This window comes from Mesorhizobium sp. B2-4-6 (genome assembly GCF_006442775.1).
GTDB lineage: Bacteria > Pseudomonadota > Alphaproteobacteria > Rhizobiales > Rhizobiaceae > Mesorhizobium.
Genome location: NZ_VFVI01000001.1, coordinates 1,002,709 through 1,019,541, shown reverse-complemented (window position 1 = coordinate 1,019,541; position 16,833 = coordinate 1,002,709). Strand labels below are relative to the sequence as shown.

The window sequence follows — 16,833 nt, the reverse complement described above, 5'->3', positions numbered from 1 at the left end:
ATAGATCGGGGAGAGATGGATCAGAGGGTATTGTCTTCCCAGCGATCGAGAAAGGCTTCGATCGGCATGAGTTGCATGTCGGGAATTGCGCTCGCCAGTTTCTCGGGCGCCCAGTCCCACCAGGCGAGGACTTCGACACGCGCCGCGACTGTCGCGGAAAACCGCCGGCGCAGCGGCTTTGCCGGAACCCCGGCGACGATCGTATAGGGCGCGACGTCATGCGTCACAACGGCATTGGCGCCGATGACGGCGCCGTTGCCGATCGCGACGCCCGGCATGACGACCGCGCCATGGCCGATCCAGACATCGTGGCCGACACTGACCGATTTTGCCTGTCGGCGCGCACGGAATTCGGTGTCGACGCCCAGCCAGCGGAAATACTCGTTCGGCCGGTAGCTGACCTTGTGCTGCGTCAGCCGCTCGATCGGATGCTCGAGCGCGTTGATACGGCTGTTGGCGGCGATCGAGCAGAACTTGCCGATCGTCGTGTAGATCGCCTCGGAATGGCGTTCGAAATAGGAAAAGTCGCCGACCGTCACCTCGCGCAGGATCACCCGCTCGCCGATCGAGGCATAGCGACCGAGCTTGCACGCCTTCAACTCCGCGGTCGGGTGGACGCGCGGCTCGGGGTCCTTGAGGACGAGGTTTTCAGGACGATCCATCGTGGGGCTTTACGCTCGCGGGGACGGCCCCGCAAGCGTGACCTGTTCCCCGGCAAGCCTGTCGGAGCCTATTGCGGCTTGCCCTTCGTCCACACCACGTTCTGGCCGTAAAGCGGCACGGTCGTCACCGACATCTTCGCCGAGCCGTTCTGCACCTGGCGCGAATGCGACAGATAGATCAGCGTCTCGTTCTTCTTGTCGTAGATGCGGTTCACCACCTGCTTCTTCCAGATCAGGCTGAGGCCCTGCTTGAACACCTCCTCGCCGCCCTCGCCCATGTCGATGTCGCCGATGGTGATCGGCCCGGTCTGGCGGCAGGAGATCGAGGAATCGGAAGGATCCTCGAACCAGTTGCCCTTATGCAGCCGGTCGATGATGCTGCGGTCGAAATAGGCGACATGGCAGGTGACGCCGTCGACCTTCGGGTCCTTGATGGCGTCGACCATGATGTCGTTGCCGACCCAGTCGACGCCCACTTTGCCCACTTCGTCAGCCATGGCCGCGCCGGCGCTCAGGGCAAGACATGCGGCGAACAAGCCGATCAGTTTTCGCAAGGAAGCCTCCACGGTTCACGTTTGCCGGTGTCAGGTGGGACAGGATCGTGGCGTTTGCAAGCCGCCCCGATGACTCACAACGAGGCTAAGCCTGCCGGAAGGCCAGCATCTGCCGGAGCACATTCGACTTCAGCACAAAGTGCTGGACGAGCGCGCCGGCGATGTGGAGCAGCACCAGATAGAGCAGCACATTCTTGCCGACGACATGCACCAGGCCCGCGCCGGGCACTTGCAGGAACCATGCCGCGGCGCCGGAAAGCGGCACGATGAAGATGAGCGCGTAGATAGCCAGATGGGTGATCTTGGCGAGCAACCGCAGCGCCGGATGCTCGATGCCCGACACCGGCGGGACGCCGCGCGTTGCCCGCAACCACAGCCGCCAGGCCGCAAGCATCAGCACAGCAAGGCCGAGCACGACATGCATATAGGCCAGCGGCCAATCGCCGGCGGCGGCTTCCTGCCCGCGGCGCAGCGCGCGCCACACATGCTCCATGCCGTCATGGGCGACGAACTGGACCAGGATGAGCGCCGCGATGCTCCAATGCAGCCAGATCTGGGTCTTCGAATAGGACGATATCGGCGCACGGGCCATCGATTGCTCCATCACCAAACTCCTATGGAAGACAGTTGGAAGGCAAAGCCGTTCAAATTAAGGATCGGCAAGGCTTCGCGCCGCGACCGGCATACCCGCCCGCTTGCGGCAACGCGACATCTTTGCGCGCCCGGCGTGGACCCGCTAAGACTGTCGCCAAACTTGGCTTCCTGCCAAGGCAATGGCGACGGACATTCACTGATGATGCGTTCAATCCTGGTCGGCATTCTCGTCCTGATGGCGGCGGGTATCGGCTGGCTGACATTCGACTGGTACCGGGGCCATTATGGCGGCGAGCCCTTCGGCGCGCCCTTCACGCTGGTCGACCAGAAAGGCGCGCCAATCACCGAGGCCGCCTTCAGGGGCCATCCGAGCGTCGTCTTCTTCGGCTTCACCCATTGCCCGGAAGTCTGCCCGACGACCCTGTTCGAGCTGGCTGGCTGGCTGAAGACGATGGGCGACAGCGGCAAGAACCTCAACGCCTATTTCGTCACCGTCGATCCGGAGCGCGACACGCCGGAGACGATGAACACCTATGTCAGCAACTTCTCCGACCGCATCACCGGCATCACCGGCGATCCGGACAAGGTGCATGCCATGGCCAAGGCCTTCGGCATCTACTGGAAGAAGGTCGACACCGGCGACGGCGACTACACGATGGACCACACGGCTTCGGTGCTGCTGCTCAACGCCAAGGGCGATTTCGCCGGCACCATCGCCTATGGCGAGAATGCCGACACCGCTATCGCCAAGCTGAAGCGGCTGGCTGCCGGTGGGCAAACATGATGGGCCAGACCCGGCTCCATCTCACAGCCAACAAGGTCGAGGCCGACCGCATCTTCGCGGCGCTGGACGCCGCCTTCGAGGATGACGGCCTGCCGATCGCCGTGCGGGAACTCGACGAGGAAAAAGACATCCACGAAGTGTCGCTCTATGCCGATGGCGACGTCGATCCCGTCGAAGCGCGGGTCAAGGATCTCCTCGCCGGTCTCGGCCTGCCGAAGCCCGTCGAGCGCGAGGTCCTTCCCGACGTGGACTGGGTGTCGCGCTCGCTGGAAGGCTTGAAGCCGGTGCGCGCCGGCCGCTTCCTTGTCCACGGCTCGCACGACCGCGCCAAGCGCCACGCCGGCGACCTCGCCATCGAGATCGAAGCCGGCCTTGCCTTCGGCACCGGCCACCACGGCACGACCGCCGGCTGCCTCGAAATGCTGGAGGACGTGGTGCTGCGCGAGCGGCCGCGCAACGCGCTCGACCTCGGCACTGGCAGCGCGGTGCTCGCCATCGCGCTCGCCAAGCTCGCGCATGTCCCGGTGCTGGCGACCGACATCGATCCGGTCGCCGTCCGGGTCGCCGCGGCCAATGCCCGCCTCAACCATGTCAAGGCGCTGGTCGAGACGGTGACGGCGCCCGGCTTCCACAATCCGATCTTCGCCAGGCGCGCGCCTTTCGACCTCATCGTCGCCAACATCCTGGCCCGACCGCTGATGCGGCTGGCGCCGGAGATGGCCAAGCATATCAGGCTCGGCGGTTCGCTGGTGCTCTCCGGCATCCTCGACCGGCAGCGCGACGCGGTGATCTCGGCCTATGTCGGCCAGAGCTTTCGGCACGTCCGCACGCTGCACCGCGAAGGCTGGGTGACCATCCATCTCAAGCGTTGAGACCGGCAAGATCCGTCCGATCTGGCCCTGCCGAAATCGATTCCGGTTTCCAGGGCCATGCGCTACGGTCGCGATAAGCCATTTCGAGGGAGATGCCCACAATGTTCCAGACCTTTGATTCCGCTGGCGATCCGGCCGTCGGCAAGCCGCGCGTGGCGCTGCAGCGGCAATGGCTGGCCGAGAACGGCCTCGACGGCTTCATGGTCCCCCGCGCCGACGAGCATCAGGGCGAATATGTCGCCGACCGCTCGGCGCGACTGAAATGGCTGACCGGCTTTTCCGGTTCGGCCGGTGTCGCCATAATCCTGCGCGACCGCGCCTTCATCTTCGTCGACGGCCGCTACACGCTGCAGGTGCGCAACGAGGTCGACCTTTCGATCTTCACCATCGAAAGCCTCATCGACAATCCGCCGGCCGCCTGGATCAAGGACAATCTCGGCAAGGGCGCGAGGCTCGGCTTCGACCCCTGGCTGCACACGATCGGCGAGATCAAGGCGCTCAAGGCATCGGCCGAGCAGTCCGGCGCTATTCTGGTGCCGCTCGACAAGAATCCCATCGACATCATCTGGAAGGACCAGCCGGAGCCGCCGCGCGCGCCTGTCGAGATCCATCCGCAAAACCTTGCCGGCGAGCTCGCCAAGGACAAGCTGGCTCGGCTGGCGGGCGCGATCGAGAAAGACGGCGCCACCCATGCGGTGCTGACGGATCCCTCTTCCATGGCCTGGGCCTTCAACATCCGTGGCGGCGACGTGCCGCATACGCCGCTGGCACTCGGCTTCGCCATCCTGGCCGCCGACGGCAAGCATCAGATCTTCATGGACCAGCGTAAATTCCCGCGCCAGGTCGCGGCCTACCTCACGCAGTTGGCTGACCTGCACGATCCAGGCGAATTCGAAGCCGCGATCATCGAGCTCGCCAAGGGCGGCGCGAAAATCGCGCTCGATCCCGTGCTGGCGGCGGACAAGCTGAGGATGCTGGTCGAGGACAATGGCGGCACCGTCGTGTTGGCCGCCGACCCGGCGCGCATACCGCGTGCCACCAAGAACCAGGCCGAGATCGCCGGCAGCCGCGCCGCGCATCGCCGCGACGGCGCCGCGGTCGCCAAGCTGCTCTGCTGGCTGGATCGCCAGAAGCCCGGCTCGCTGGACGAGATCGCCGTCGTCACCAAGCTCGAGGAAGTGCGCCGCCAGACCGGCGAGGAAACGCAGATGCCGCTGCGCGACGTCTCCTTCGACACGATTTCCGGCGCCGGCCCGAACGGCGCGATCATGCACTACCGCGTCTCGCGTGCCACCAGCCGCAAGCTTGAAAGCGGCGAGCTGTTCCTGCTCGATTCCGGCGGCCAGTATCAGGACGGCACCACCGACATCACCCGCACCGTGCCGATCGGCCAACCGACCGAGGAGATGCGCGAACGCTTCACCCTCGTGCTGAAGGGTATGATTGGCATCTCGACACTGCGTTTCCCCGCCGGCACCCGCGGCTCGGAAATCGACGCCGTCGCGCGCATGGCGCTGTGGAAGCATGGCTGCGACTTCGCCCATGGCACCGGCCACGGCGTCGGCTCCTACCTTGCAGTGCATGAAGGGCCGCAGCGCATCGCCCGCACCGGCTCGGAAAAACTGCTCGCCGGCATGATGCTGTCCAACGAGCCGGGCTATTACAAGGAAGGCGCCTACGGCATCCGCATCGAGAACCTGATCCTGGTGACCCCTGCCGAACAGATCGAAGGCGGCGACACCGCCATGCACGGCTTCGAGACGCTGACCCTGGCGCCGATCGACAAGCGGCTCATCCGCACCGATCTGCTGCACCGCGACGAGCTGCAATGGCTCGACCGCTATCACGCCCGGGTTCTGGCCGAGATCGGCCCGATGGTCGACGGCGAAACGCTGGCCTGGCTGGAAAAAGCCACCGCCCCACTGCCGCACGACGCGAAGATTTGAGAACAGCCTCTTTCTCTCCCGTTCACCGGGAGAAATGCCCGGTTCACCCTCCGTAGCTGCAGCGTCGCTGCTGGGAGGACGCGCAGGCAGTGACGGCAGCGCCAACCATTCAGGATGGAAAGCTAACCCATAAACTGCCTTGCCAGGATCAACACCGCCGCGCCGGCCAAAAACATCGCCATCAGCCCGCCGCGCAGCGATACCAGCACGGTGACGATCAGCGCCGCCCATTCGGCCGGTCCGGCATGCAGCAGCTCCGGCGCGACGAGCGTCGTCAGCACCGCCGCCGGCACGGCGTTGAGCCCGGCCTCGACGCGCGGATGGATGGTCTCGAAGCGCGAGATGACGAGATGGCCGCCGACACGCGTGAGATAGGTGGCGACGGCGCCTGCGAGGATGATCCAGAAGGTCGTGCTCATGGCCGCTTGCCCACGCCGCTATGGTGTGGCGGCAGGATCACCGCCAGAAGGACGCCGGCGACCGCGCCGATCGAGACATGCCAGGGCGAGCCGACGGTTCTGTAGGCGATGATCGAGGCGACGGCGCTGGCGGCGACGACGGGCGCCCAAAGCGGGCGCTTGCGGAAGCCGAGCACAAGGCCGAGGAAATAGATCGGCAACAGGAAATCGATGCCCAGCGCCTGCGTATCCGGGATCATCTTGCCGAACACAGCACCCAAGCCGCTTTCGATCACCCAGAACACGTAGACCGGCAGGCCGAGACCCAGATACCAGACGAAACCGACGGGACGGCCGGACTCGGCCCTTGCCTCGGCGATGGCATATTGCGGGTCGGTCAGGATGAAGTAGCCGAGCGCCTGCTGCAGCACGGGCCAATGCGCGATACGCCTGCCGATGCCGGCCGAATAGAGCACATGGCGGAAATTCACCGCGAAGATCGACAGCACGATCAGCCAGGGCGCGACGTGCTGGCCGAACAGCTCGATGCCGACCATCTGGCTGGCGCCGCCATAGATCGTGGCGCTCATCAGAAAAGCTTCGAGCACGGAGAAACCATTATCGACGGCGATCGCGCCGAACAGGATCGCGAACGGCGCCGAGGCGACGACGACCGGCATCGACAATCGCACGCCGTCCCAGAAATCGCCGCCAGTCCTGCCCCTGGAGATTGCTTCCGCCGCCATCAGCCGCTCCTTAAGCATGTCGCCCAGAAGTGCGCAGCGGTTCTGGGACAACGTCATGCATCAACCAAAGACTTGAAGCGCGTCGCCTGAATCCGCTCGACGAGACGCGCTTTAAGAGCGGCCTCATTTAGGGAGCGTCGCCTTGCTTGTCACACCAATTCGCTTGACCCGGCGATCAGCGGAACTGATCGCCGGGTTGCCAATCGCCGGAAATTCCTGAGCGTTCAGCTGACGAAATAGCGCTGCCATTCGAAGTCGGTGATGTGCGAGGCTTGCCAGGCATCGAACGCCGCCTGCTCGGCGCGGCGGCTCTCGGCGTAATTGTCGCGGAATGCCTCGCCGAAAGCTTCGGCGCAGAAGTCGGATGCGGCGAAGGCTTCGATAGAAGCGTTAAGCGTGCGCGGCAGCCTCGGCTTGTCGAGATTGGCCAGATTGGATGTCACCGGCGCCTCGAGCGGCAGGTCCTTTTCGATGCCTTCGCAGCCCGCCGCCAGGATCGCGGCGATCGACAGGTAAGGATTGACGTCGGCGCCCGGCGCGCGGTGCTCGAGCCGGCAGGCTGCGTCGTTCGGCGTGGTGATGGCGCGGATGGGCGCGGTGCGGTTTTCGAAACCCCAGGCGACGTCTTCCGGCGACCACGCGCCGCGGTCGAAGCGGCGATAGGAATTGACGGTCGGCCGGAAGAAGATATGCGTCTCCTGCATGCGGTTGAGCACGCCGGCGAGGAATTTTTCGGCGACCGGCGTCAAGCGGTTGGGGCCGGCCGCGAAGGCCGGCTTGCCGTCCCGCCACAGGCTGACATGGTGGTGCGCGCCGCAGGCGCTTTCCTTGCCCGGTGGCTGGAAGCGCGTCATGAAAGTCGCGACCAGCCCGCGCTCGGCGCAAAGCTCGCGCAGATGCAGCTTGGCCCGCATCGCCGCGTCCGCCGCTTCCAGCGCGCTCGTCGGCGTCAGCGCATATTCATACATGCCGTAGCCATATTCGGTGACCAGCGAAGCGACGCCGATGCCGATGCTTTTCATGCGCGTGATGAACTCGGCGGCGAAATCCTGGTAGTCGCCGCTGCGCACCAGGTCGTAGTTGATCAGCGAATGGCCCCACGGCTTCAGCTCGCGGTAGCGGCCGGCGCGCATCAGGTCGTGGTCGGCGTGGAAAATGCCGAACTCGTATTCGAGCGCGAATTTCGGCTCGTAGCCGAGCGCTCGCGCACGCTCCTCGACGCGGGCCAGAACGCCGCGCGGATCATAGGGGCAGGCGGAGCCGTCGAGCATGTAGGAGCGCGTGATGGCGGAAGCGAATTTCGGTTTCCAGCCATGCTGCACCACCGTGTCCGGATCGATGAGCCCCTTTATGTTTGGAAAGCCGTTCTCCTCATTTGCGCTCGGCGAGGCGAAGGCGACGTCGCCCATCGGCTGGCCGTCGCCATGGGTGACGCAATAGAGGATGGCGTTGATCGACTCGCCATAGGTCGAAAGCTTCAGCGGCGCGATCTTGGACCGCACGACGCCTGACGTGTCGACCGTATGCACCTCGACGAACTCGACGCCGCGCGACGCGAGCTCGGCCTGCAGCGCTTCGAGCTTCGGCGCATACGCCGCCACCCTGTCCTCAAATTCCACGTTCAACCCTCCACCAGGAAATGACGACGCTATTTGGCGCTGCGCCGGAAAAGAAGCGACAGCAGCTCGTCGAGCTCGTGCCGCCCGCTGATGCCGCTTGGCCGGAATGCCATGCAAAACACGATGACCACGCCGAGCGCCACGCCCGAGAGCCCGAGCAACTGCGGCATTTGGATGCCCGCGACGGTCACGCCGGACTCGATGCTGCGGATGAATTCCAGCCCGATCGAAAGCACGATGACGCCGGTCACCGCCCCGGTCACCGTCGCCATGCCGCCGAGGATCAGCATCGCCAGCGTATTGAAGATCATCTGGAAATAGAACAGCTTCGGGCTGATCGTGCCGGCGAAATAGGCGTAGAGCACGCCGGCGAGCCCGCAGATCAGCGCCGACAGCACCCATGACATCAGCCGCAGCTTTTTCGCGTCGATCCCGAGCGCGGCCGCTGCCTGCGGGCTTTGCGCGCTGGCTCGCAGCTGCAGGCCCCAGCGGCTGTCCTTGAACAGCCGCGCCGCCACGATCGCCACCACCGCGAAGACCAGCATCCACGGCAGGCCGACGACTTTCGGAATGCCGAAGAAGGCCTGGTTGCCTTTGAACAGGTCGGTCCAGTTGAGGAACACCGAGTGGACGATGATCAGCAGCGCCAGGCTGACGATGGTCGCCGCGACTCCCGACAGCCGGCTGATCACCTTGCCGCTGACCAGCGCCACGATGCCGACGACCAAGAGCGCGATGAGCGCCGACGAAACCGGATCGAGCTCCAGCGTCGCAAAGCCGAACGGCGCGTTGGGGATCGACAGCTTCTTCATGGCAAGCGGCGTCGACAGGATGGCGACGCCATAGGCGCCGAGCCCGACAAAGGCGCTGTGGCCGAGATTGGCGATGTTGGAATTGCCCATGAACACCTGCAGCCCAACCACCACGATCAGGTTCACGAAGGCGCCGAGCGCCAGGAAGGTGTAGTAGGTCGGCGCGAAATTCAGCACCAGGAGGCCGATCGCCAGCACCGGCATTGCCGTCACCAGCCCGCCGATCAGCGAGCGGAAGACCGCGTTGCCGGGCTGCGCGGCGGCGGCCGGCACCGCCATTTGTTCGACGGCCTGCGAGAGTTCGGAGCCAGCCACGTCAGATCTCCTTATCGCCGAGTTCGACGCGCTGGCCGAGCAGGCCCTCCGGGCGGTAGACAAGCAGCGCGACGATGATGGCGTAGGTAAGCGCGTCCCTGAAGCCCGCATATTCCTGCGGCAGGGCGACGAGCAGACCGACTTCGATGAAGCCGAGCAGCATGCCGCCCACCGCCGCGCCCGGCAGCGAGCCGAAGCCGCCGATGACGCAGGCGACGAAGGCCTTCAGCACCAGGCCGAAGCCGAGGTCGGGCGAGACGCTGCCGCGCCGCGCCAGGATGAAGACGGCGGCGATGCCTGCCAGCGCGCCTGAAATCGCGAAGGCTGTGGCGATCACCCGGTTTGCCTTGATCCCCATCAGCCGCACCGTGGCGAAATCGCGCGAAGCGGCGCGGATGGCGAGGCCGAGCGTCGAGCGGTTGAGGAAGAGCACCAGGGCAAGGATCGTCAGGCCCGAGACGATCAGTTCCATCACCTGCAGCGACGACACGGCGAAGGGACCGAAGAACCACATCTGATTCAGGCCGTTGAGGATCGAGACCGACTGCGGCTTGGGCGAGATCAAGAGCATGAAAAGGTTCTGCACCACGATCGACACGCCGAACGCGGTGAGCAGCCCGGTCGTGGTCGGCGCGTAGCGCACCGGACGGAAGGCGACGCGCTCGAACACGACCGCCGCCAGCGCCGCCATGCCGACGGCAAGCAGCACCGCCACGAAGGGCGAGGTCAGCCCGAGTGCCGCGGCCAGGAACACGCTGTAGGCCGAGACGCCGATGATCTCGCCATGCGCGAAATTCACCAGGCCCATGATCGAGAAGACGACGGCCAACCCCAGCGCCACCAGCGAATATTCCGCCCCAAAGGCGAGCGCATTGAGAAGCTGCTGCAGAACGTAGTCCATGTCGCCGCCTACCCGCCGATATAGAGGTTGAACAGGCCGTGCTCGTCGGCGAGCCTGGCCGGCGGTCCGTCATAGCGCAGCGTGCCCGAGCTCACGACATAGACGCGGTCGGCGAAGCGCAGCGCCTGCCTCGCGTTCTGTTCGACCACCAGCAGCGTCAGCCCTTGCGCCTTTAGCTCGCCGATGAAATCGAAGATGCGCGCCACGATCTTCGGCGCGAGTCCCAGCGACGGCTCGTCGAGCAAAAGCAGCTTCGGCCGCGACATGAGCGACCTGGCGATGGCGAGCATCTGCTGCTCGCCGCCCGAAAGCGTGCCGGCCGCCTGGCCGTAGCGTTCGGAAAGCACCGGGAACAGCGCCAGGTACCGCTCGATGTCCTGGCGCACACCAGCGGGGTCGCGCCTCGTCGCGGCCCCCAGCCGCAGGTTCTCGCCGACGCTCAGGTTGGCAAAGATGTGCCGGCCTTCCGGCGTCGAGGTCAGTCCGGCGCGGATGCGGTCCTCGGTGCGGACATGCGAGATGTCCTTGCCGTCGAGGACGATGCGGCCCGAAGCCGGCGTGACCAGGCCTGTCAGCGCGTTGATGGTCGAGCTCTTGCCGGCGCCGTTGGGCCCGAGCAGGGCGACAAGTTCGCCCTGCCCGACCTCGAGCGACAGTTCGCGCACCGCCGTGACGGCGCCGTAGCGCACGACGAGCTTCTCGACCTTCAGCACGTGTCCCGGCCCTGCCTAGTTCAGCGCCGGAACGAAGGTCGGCGGCGCGTCGGTGATCAGCACCCGCTTGCCGTCTGCAAAGCCCATTACCGGAACGGCCTTGACCGGATAGCCCTTCTTCTCGGCAAAGGAGATCGTCGGCGCCGTCGTGCCCGGATAGCCGCCCGGCGCGCGGATCGCCTCGCGCAGGGCCGCGGGGTCGACGGTGCCGGCTTTCTTCGCCGCTTCATAGCTGATCTGCACCATGTCGGCGCCGAGCGCGTCGAAGATGCCGTTGATCTTGTAGCCGTCGGCCTTGCATTGCGCGAGGAACTTGTCGATCGGACCATCGACGCCGGTCGCGCCATGGGTCGCGAACATGACCTTTTCCAGTGACTTCGGATCGCCGACGGTGCCTTCCAGGGACTTGTCGTCGAAGGCGTCGCAGCCAGCCACCCAGCCCTCATAGCCGTTGGCGCGCAGTTGCCGGATCAGGATGCCGACATCCGGCAGCACGGCGCAGATATGGATGGCGTCCGGCTTCTGTGGCAGCGCCTTGATGCTGGCGATCTGCGGCGACCAGTCGGTGGTGCCATAGGAATAGTTGAACTTGCCGACAACCTTGCCGCCGAGATGCTCGAACACCTCGCCGAACCACTCCGGCAGTTTCTCCGAGTAGGAACCGGCATCGGGCGACACCATCAGTGCGACGGTCCGCGCGCCCTTGCCGTAAAGCGCGTTGGCGGTGGCCGAGGCGTTGATCGGATCGGGCACGGCGCCGGCGATGAAATTGTCGAGGCCGGCCTGCTGCATCTCGAGCTGCGTGTTCGGCGCCGAGAACACTGTGGCGCCGTAAGGCTGAGCGGTCTGCGCCATCGGGATCAGCGCATCGGGAAACGGCACGCCGGTGATGATCTGCGCGCCGGCATCGAGAAATTTCTGGCCGAGCGAGACCGAAAGCTGCGGGTCGGAGCGGTTGTCCTCGATCATCAGCTCGACCTTGGGATCGTTCGCGCCCGCCGCCTTGTTCAGTCTGTCGGCCATGCAGCGGGCGCCCTCGGCCTCGCTATAGGGCGCGTAGGCGCCGGTCATGGCGACCGCAAGCCCGATCTTCAGATCGGCAGCACCCGCGTGCCCTGCCTGCAACAGCCCGGCGGTCAGCACCGCCGCTCCCAGCAAAATCTTTTCCATTCTACCCCTCCTCCTCTCATGTGGTTGTTTCTTCGCAGCCGTCAGGCCGTCTCCGACTGCCCGACATAGACCTCGATTACGCGCGGATCGCGCCACACTTCTTCCGTCTCGCCCGAAGCGATCACCTGCCCCTGGTCCATCACGCAAAGCCGGTCGCAGAGCCGGTTGATGAAGCGCAGGTCGTGGTCGATGACGATGGTCGCGCAGCCAACGTCGCGGCGGATGCCTTCGATCGCGACCGCCAGCGTCTCCGACTCGGCCTCGTTGAGGCCGGCCGCCGGTTCGTCGAGCAACAAGAGCGACGGCCCCAGCGCCAGCGCGCGGGCGATCTCGAGCCGGCGCTGGCTGCCATAGGGCAGCGTGCCGGCCGGGCTGTCGGCGAAGCCCGCCAGCTCGTATTGCAGCAGCAGCTGGTCGACGCCGATCCGAGCGGCGGCGTCGGGACGCACGGCGCGGCAGGTGATATGTGCGACCTCGACGTTCTGGCGTACAGTCAAATCCTTGAACAGCCTGATGGTCTGGAAGGTGCGGCCGACCCCTGCCCGCGCGCAATGCTCCGGGCCTCGCCCGGTGATCTCCTCGCCCGCCAGGCGCACACTGCCGCTGTCCGGCTTGAGCACGCCCGAGATGGCGTTGACGAGCGTCGATTTGCCGGCGCCGTTCGGACCGATGAGGCCGAGGATCTCGCCGGCCTCGCAGGTCAGCGAGGCGTTGCGCAGAGCCTGCACGCCGCCGAATGTCTTGCTGACCGCCTCAACCGACAGCATCGGTCATCTCTCCCATTGCCGGCCGCTGGCTGTTCTCCTGTCGGCCGTCAAAAGGATGCTAGCCCTCTGACTTTTCCAGAACAAGCAATTTTTTCCATTTTAGAAAAGTTCTTGAACGGAAAGGCCTCGGCCCGCCGCTCAGCCGCCTGCTCGCGGCGGCAGCCCGTCGCGCGGCACGGTGTTCGACATCAGCATGATGACGGGCTCGTCGCCGAGCGCGACATAGGCGTGCTGCATCTCGCCGTCGAACAGGATGCTGTCGCCGGGCTGCAGCACAGTCGGGTCGTAGTGAAGCGTATGCAGTTGCAGGCTGCCGCTCAGCACATGGATAAACTCCTCGCCCGAATGGCTGCGCCAGCCGCCGTTTTCCTCGAAGCTTCTGGCGTGCAGCGTGACGCGCCAGAAAATATTGGTCTTGTCGCGGAAATCGCTGCACAAGACCTCGAATTCCATCGCGTTGCCTTCATGCAGGATGCCGCTGCCGGCGCGCGTGATCGAACGGCGCGCCTGCGGTCCGGGCTTCGGGCTGAACAGGAACGAGGCCACCGGCACGTGCAGCACCCCGGCAATCATCAGCGCGATGTCGACGGTCAGCCTGGCCTTGCCGTTCTCCAGCTTCGACAGCTGCGAAACGGAGAGGCCGGAGCGCTCGCTCAGATCGCGCAAGGTGATGTTCTGGTGCTTGCGCGCGTCGCGGATCTTGCTGCCCACATTGCCTTGCATCGTCCACGCCCTTGGCTGTCGTGTTTCCAATTCGACAAGCTCTAGCGTTCCGCTATTTGAGCGTCCAGCCTTTAGACGGCTACGGCTGATTGCGGCCATAGCGACATCGCGACGGTGGAAAAGGCATTTTCGAGAAGGCGGCTGATGCGTTCGAAAGTCTCCGGATCGGCAAGCAGGTCGTTGCGCACCTCGAGGTAGAGGCAGGGCCGACCCTGCTGCAGTCCATGCCGGTTTAGTGTGTAGCCGACGGCCTGGCGCCAGTCGTAAGGTTCGTTGTCGCCGATCCCGAAGCCTGCTTCCGCGCCCTGGGTCCCGAGCGTTTTCAGCACCGAATTGACGAAGGGCGACTGTTCCCGCCACAGCACACCGATATCGACATTGCGCTTCACCCCGCCCATCACCGGCGTGAAGGAGTGCACCGAGATCAGCGCCCGGCAGCCTGCGGCGGCATCGATGATCGCCCGCTCAACCGGCGCCCAGGCGACGAGCTTGCGCAGCCTCGCATCCGCGGCATCGACCGCCAGATTGCCCGGCACCGGGATGCCGCCGAGATCCGGCCGCATGAAATCCCACTCATCCGCGGGCCGGTTGTAGTCGAGGAACAGCCGCGAATAGCGCGCGATCACGGCCGGTGCCCGCAGCGTTTGCGAGAGCCTCCGCGTCAGCGCATCGACGCCGATGTCGACCGCGAAATGCGTGTCGAGATAGGGCCCTGCCAGGCCAAGATCGCGCCATAGCGCCGGCACGGCGTTGCCGGCATGCTCGGCGATCAAAAGATAAGGGTTGGCCGCTTCCGGCAGCAACCGTTCCACGCCGGCGGCGGCAAGCGCCGCTACGGCCGCATCGCCAAGCTTTTCAAGGTCCCGCACGGCCGGATGCCGTTGGCGATCAGGCGATGATGGAGCGGACATGGTACGCCTTCGCCGCCGTCGCCTCGATAAGGCCGGCACGTCCGTTGGTGCGCCCGAGACCGGAATTCTTGATGCCGCCCCAGGGCAGGTAAAGGTCGGCATGGTCGCAGCGGTTGAGATAGACCGTGCCGGCCTCGACCTCATCGAGCAACGCCACGCCGCGCTCGACGTCGCGCGTCCAGATCGAGGCGCTGAGACCGTAGTCGCTGTCGTTCATCAATCGTATCGCTTCGTCATCGCCGCTGACCGCCTGGACGCAGGCCACCGGCCCGAACAGCTCGTCGCGCATGATTTGCATGCCATGATCGACGCCGGTCAGCACCTCGGGCGCGACATAGGCGGTCCCGAGGCTTGCCGCCTTGAGCGCGCCATCCTGCGGCATCAGGCGCTTCGCCCCCGCCCGCACCGCGCTGTCGGTGAGGCCGCGAATGGTGTCGGCCGCAACCGCGCGCACCACCGGACCGACCATCGGCTTTTCGCCGATCGGATGGCCAATGCTCCATTTCGCCGTCTCGGCGACCAGCGCCTCGACGAAACGGTCGTGGATCGAGCAATCGACATAGATGCGCTCGACCGAGCAGCAGGACTGGCCGGCATTGGAATAGCTTCCCTCCGCGATCAGCGGGACCGCCGCTTCGAGGTCGGCGTCGGAGCGCACATAGGTCGGATCCTTGCCGCCGAGCTCGAGATGCACCTGGGTGAAGGTGCCGGCGGCGGCCGCATGCACGCGGCGGCCGCCGTTGACCGAGCCGATGAAATTGACGGCGTTGAAGACGCCGGACGCGATCAGCCGCTCGGCGTCAGGATGGTCGAGATGCAGGCTCTGGAACACACCTTCCGGCCCGCCGGCGGCGCGAAAAGCCTCCTCTGCAAGCTCCGCGATCAGCGGCGTCTGCGGCGAATGCTTGAAGATCACCACATTGCCCGCCGCAAGCGGCGAGGTGACCAGATAGCCGAGCATGGCTGTCGGGTAGTTCCAGGCGCAGATCGAAAGATGCAGGCCACCAGCAATCGGCTTGGCGTAGCGGCGGATGTTCTCATCCGACGGATAGGGCATGTCGGCCAGCGTCTCCGGCGCGGCGCCGGCAAGCAGTTCGCCGATCAGCGCCAGGCGCGGCGTCTCGTCGGCCTGCCAGAGCGGCCTGCCGATCTGCCACGCCACCGCCTCGGCGAGCGGGACGGCGCGCGCTTTCATCTCCTCGCCGAAGCGCAGAAGGATCGCCAGGCGCTCGGCCAGCGGCGTGCGTCGCCAGGTGGGCAGCGCCGCGCGAGCCCGGGCGACGGCCGCCTCGGTCGCCGCGCCGTCCGCATAGGCGCGCGTGGCGTAGATCGAGCCGTCGACAGGAGAGGTCACCGAAAAGGTCCGCGCGCCGGAATGCAGGTTCATGGTCTTGGAATCCACCCAAAAAGGAAAGTCCTCAATCACGGCACGATATCGCTATTTTCCATTTTGGCAAATTTTTTCGAATACGGCTTGATGGATTTTTTGTCCGCCCCTATTGTCCCGCCATTGCGCTAAGGCGCCGATAGAGATCGCGCCTTGGTGCGCCGATATGAGAGGGGTGACGGATGGTCGTCTTTGATTTCACCGGCAGGCATGCGGTCGTGGCCGGCGCCGGCGGCGGCATGGGCGAAGCCATTGCGCTTGCCCTGCTCGATGCAGGTGCCTCCGTCACCGCCATCGACGTCAAGGCGCGTCCGGCCTCGCTTGCCGGATATGACGATCGGCTGACCTTCGCCCGGGGCGACCTCACCGACGCCGCCTTCGTCGAACAGGTCATCGGCACCGCCGGCCGCGAGCGCGGCGGCATCGACTATCTGGCCAATGTCGCCGGCGTGCTGTGGTTCGGCCGCGACAAGTCAGCGCTGGATATGGACCTCGGCGTCTGGGACGACGTCTTCAACATCAACCTGAAATCCTTCGTGCACACCGCGCGCGCGGTCGTTCCCCATATGCGGGCCGGCGGACGCGGCGGCGCCATGGTGCATTTCTCGACCATCCAGTGGTATCGCGGCGACCCGAACCCGCAGGACGCCTATCAGGCGTCGAAGGCCGGCGTGTGCGCGCTGTCCAAGTCGCTTGCCATGCAGCTTGCCGGCGAGCGCATCCGCTCGAACGCGATCTGCCCCGGCATGGCGCTGACGCCGCTGCAGGCGCGCTGGGACACCGAGGAGAAGCGCGCCGCCGTGGCGAGCTACGCGCCGCTCGGCCGCATCGGCACGCCGCAGGACATGGCAAACGCCGCGCTGTTCCTGCTCTCGGACGCCGCGAGCTACATCACCGGCATCGAACTCGCCGTCGACGGCGGCCTGCTGATGCGGATGTAAGGCTTCGGCGGCAGCCGG

18 protein-coding genes are annotated in these 16,833 nt (G+C 65.6%); 4 read left to right on the top strand and 14 right to left on the bottom strand.

Features of this window, described 5'->3' with window-relative positions; genetic code table 11:
* Window positions 1-20 precede the first annotated feature (20 nt).
* The 3 genes from FJ957_RS04830 to FJ957_RS04820 form a co-directional block, all read right to left on the bottom strand.
* Window positions 21-662 carry a DapH/DapD/GlmU-related protein gene (locus FJ957_RS04830; RefSeq protein WP_140829047.1) on the bottom strand — a complete coding sequence of 214 codons (642 nt, stop codon included), beginning with the start codon at window positions 660-662 and terminating at the stop codon, window positions 21-23.
* A gap of 68 nt (window positions 663-730) precedes the next feature.
* Window positions 731-1,159, bottom strand: coding sequence for a CreA family protein (locus tag FJ957_RS04825; protein WP_224600994.1), 429 nt, complete (start codon window positions 1,157-1,159; stop codon window positions 731-733).
* Between the two features lie 142 nt (window positions 1,160-1,301).
* Window positions 1,302-1,808, bottom strand: a complete 507-nt coding sequence (locus tag FJ957_RS04820; protein ID WP_181180496.1) for a cytochrome b/b6 domain-containing protein — start codon at window positions 1,806-1,808, stop codon at window positions 1,302-1,304.
* A gap of 201 nt (window positions 1,809-2,009) precedes the next feature.
* Between FJ957_RS04820 and FJ957_RS04815 the strand changes: the two genes are divergently transcribed.
* The 3 genes from FJ957_RS04815 to FJ957_RS04805 all read left to right on the top strand — a co-directional run bounded on the left by FJ957_RS04815 (window position 2,010) and on the right by FJ957_RS04805 (window position 5,412).
* Window positions 2,010-2,594, top strand: a complete 585-nt coding sequence (locus tag FJ957_RS04815; RefSeq protein ID WP_140829041.1) for an SCO family protein — start codon at window positions 2,010-2,012, stop codon at window positions 2,592-2,594.
* Window positions 2,594-3,466 (top strand): 50S ribosomal protein L11 methyltransferase, encoded by an 873-nt coding sequence (locus tag FJ957_RS04810; RefSeq protein ID WP_140829555.1) that lies wholly within the window; start codon window positions 2,594-2,596, stop codon window positions 3,464-3,466. The genes FJ957_RS04815 and FJ957_RS04810 overlap by 1 nt, the downstream gene beginning before the upstream one ends.
* Window positions 3,467-3,567: 101 nt before the next feature.
* A complete protein-coding gene (locus tag FJ957_RS04805) occupies window positions 3,568-5,412 on the top strand; it encodes an aminopeptidase P family protein (protein WP_140829039.1) in 1,845 nt (614 codons plus the stop codon).
* A 122-nt stretch (window positions 5,413-5,534) separates the two neighbouring features.
* Here FJ957_RS04805 and FJ957_RS04800 read toward each other — a convergent pair whose 3' ends face one another.
* From FJ957_RS04800 to FJ957_RS04750, 11 genes are all read right to left on the bottom strand, one after another.
* Window positions 5,535-5,831 carry an AzlD family protein gene (locus FJ957_RS04800; protein WP_140829037.1) on the bottom strand — a complete coding sequence of 99 codons (297 nt, stop codon included), beginning with the start codon at window positions 5,829-5,831 and terminating at the stop codon, window positions 5,535-5,537.
* Window positions 5,828-6,556 (bottom strand): AzlC family ABC transporter permease, encoded by a 729-nt coding sequence (locus FJ957_RS04795; protein ID WP_140829035.1) that lies wholly within the window; start codon window positions 6,554-6,556, stop codon window positions 5,828-5,830. The genes FJ957_RS04800 and FJ957_RS04795 overlap by 4 nt, the downstream gene beginning before the upstream one ends.
* Before the next feature lie 224 nt (window positions 6,557-6,780).
* Window positions 6,781-8,175: a glutamine synthetase family protein gene (locus tag FJ957_RS04790; RefSeq protein WP_140829033.1), complete on the bottom strand. Its 1,395-nt coding sequence runs from the start codon at window positions 8,173-8,175 to the stop codon at window positions 6,781-6,783.
* 29 nt (window positions 8,176-8,204) lie between these two features.
* Entirely contained in the window at window positions 8,205-9,302 is a 1,098-nt protein-coding gene (locus tag FJ957_RS04785; RefSeq protein ID WP_246685767.1) for a branched-chain amino acid ABC transporter permease, read from the bottom strand.
* Window position 9,303: 1 nt separating this feature from the next.
* A complete protein-coding gene (locus FJ957_RS04780; protein ID WP_140829032.1) occupies window positions 9,304-10,203 on the bottom strand; it encodes a branched-chain amino acid ABC transporter permease in 900 nt (299 codons plus the stop codon).
* A gap of 8 nt (window positions 10,204-10,211) precedes the next feature.
* The gene (locus FJ957_RS04775; RefSeq protein WP_140829030.1) at window positions 10,212-10,916 is read right to left on the bottom strand and encodes an ABC transporter ATP-binding protein; all 705 of its coding nucleotides are present in this window, start codon (window positions 10,914-10,916) and stop codon (window positions 10,212-10,214) included.
* A gap of 15 nt (window positions 10,917-10,931) precedes the next feature.
* Complete coding sequence (locus FJ957_RS04770) at window positions 10,932-12,086, bottom strand: ABC transporter substrate-binding protein (RefSeq protein WP_140829028.1); 1,155 nt, start codon at window positions 12,084-12,086, stop codon at window positions 10,932-10,934.
* Between the two features lie 41 nt (window positions 12,087-12,127).
* Complete coding sequence (locus tag FJ957_RS04765) at window positions 12,128-12,853, bottom strand: ABC transporter ATP-binding protein (protein ID WP_140829026.1); 726 nt, start codon at window positions 12,851-12,853, stop codon at window positions 12,128-12,130.
* A gap of 138 nt (window positions 12,854-12,991) precedes the next feature.
* Window positions 12,992-13,576: an XRE family transcriptional regulator gene (locus FJ957_RS04760; protein WP_140829024.1), complete on the bottom strand. Its 585-nt coding sequence runs from the start codon at window positions 13,574-13,576 to the stop codon at window positions 12,992-12,994.
* 71 nt (window positions 13,577-13,647) lie between these two features.
* Window positions 13,648-14,445: an N-formylglutamate amidohydrolase gene (locus FJ957_RS04755; protein ID WP_181180495.1), complete on the bottom strand. Its 798-nt coding sequence runs from the start codon at window positions 14,443-14,445 to the stop codon at window positions 13,648-13,650.
* A 19-nt stretch (window positions 14,446-14,464) separates the two neighbouring features.
* On the bottom strand, window positions 14,465-15,874 hold the full coding sequence (locus FJ957_RS04750; RefSeq protein ID WP_140829020.1) for an aldehyde dehydrogenase family protein: 1,410 nt from the start codon (window positions 15,872-15,874) through the stop codon (window positions 14,465-14,467).
* 182 nt (window positions 15,875-16,056) lie between these two features.
* On the opposite strand from FJ957_RS04750, the gene FJ957_RS04745 reads away from it, so the two are divergent.
* Complete coding sequence (locus FJ957_RS04745; protein WP_140829018.1) at window positions 16,057-16,815, top strand: SDR family oxidoreductase; 759 nt, start codon at window positions 16,057-16,059, stop codon at window positions 16,813-16,815.
* Window positions 16,816-16,833 lie beyond the last annotated feature (18 nt).

What these genes read in the sequence shown, in the direction of transcription:
- FJ957_RS04825 (WP_224600994.1), bottom strand. Translation starts at nt 1,159, where the DNA reads ATGGCTGACGAAGTGGGCAAAGTGGGCGTCGACTGGGTCGGCAACGAC.
- FJ957_RS04795 (WP_140829035.1), bottom strand. Translation starts at nt 6,556, where the DNA reads ATGGCGGCGGAAGCAATCTCCAGGGGCAGGACTGGCGGCGATTTCTGG.
- FJ957_RS04770 (WP_140829028.1), bottom strand. Translation starts at nt 12,086, where the DNA reads ATGGAAAAGATTTTGCTGGGAGCGGCGGTGCTGACCGCCGGGCTGTTG.
- FJ957_RS04780 (WP_140829032.1), bottom strand. Translation starts at nt 10,203, where the DNA reads ATGGACTACGTTCTGCAGCAGCTTCTCAATGCGCTCGCCTTTGGGGCG.
- FJ957_RS04760 (WP_140829024.1), bottom strand. Translation starts at nt 13,576, where the DNA reads ATGCAAGGCAATGTGGGCAGCAAGATCCGCGACGCGCGCAAGCACCAG.
- FJ957_RS04815 (WP_140829041.1), top strand. Translation starts at nt 2,010, where the DNA reads ATGATGCGTTCAATCCTGGTCGGCATTCTCGTCCTGATGGCGGCGGGT.
- FJ957_RS04800 (WP_140829037.1), bottom strand. Translation starts at nt 5,831, where the DNA reads ATGAGCACGACCTTCTGGATCATCCTCGCAGGCGCCGTCGCCACCTAT.
- FJ957_RS04805 (WP_140829039.1), top strand. Translation starts at nt 3,568, where the DNA reads ATGTTCCAGACCTTTGATTCCGCTGGCGATCCGGCCGTCGGCAAGCCG.
- FJ957_RS04820 (WP_181180496.1), bottom strand. Translation starts at nt 1,808, where the DNA reads ATGGCCCGTGCGCCGATATCGTCCTATTCGAAGACCCAGATCTGGCTG.
- FJ957_RS04765 (WP_140829026.1), bottom strand. Translation starts at nt 12,853, where the DNA reads ATGCTGTCGGTTGAGGCGGTCAGCAAGACATTCGGCGGCGTGCAGGCT.
- FJ957_RS04810 (WP_140829555.1), top strand. Translation starts at nt 2,594, where the DNA reads ATGGGCCAGACCCGGCTCCATCTCACAGCCAACAAGGTCGAGGCCGAC.
- FJ957_RS04745 (WP_140829018.1), top strand. Translation starts at nt 16,057, where the DNA reads ATGGTCGTCTTTGATTTCACCGGCAGGCATGCGGTCGTGGCCGGCGCC.
- FJ957_RS04830 (WP_140829047.1), bottom strand. Translation starts at nt 662, where the DNA reads ATGGATCGTCCTGAAAACCTCGTCCTCAAGGACCCCGAGCCGCGCGTC.
- FJ957_RS04750 (WP_140829020.1), bottom strand. Translation starts at nt 15,874, where the DNA reads ATGAACCTGCATTCCGGCGCGCGGACCTTTTCGGTGACCTCTCCTGTC.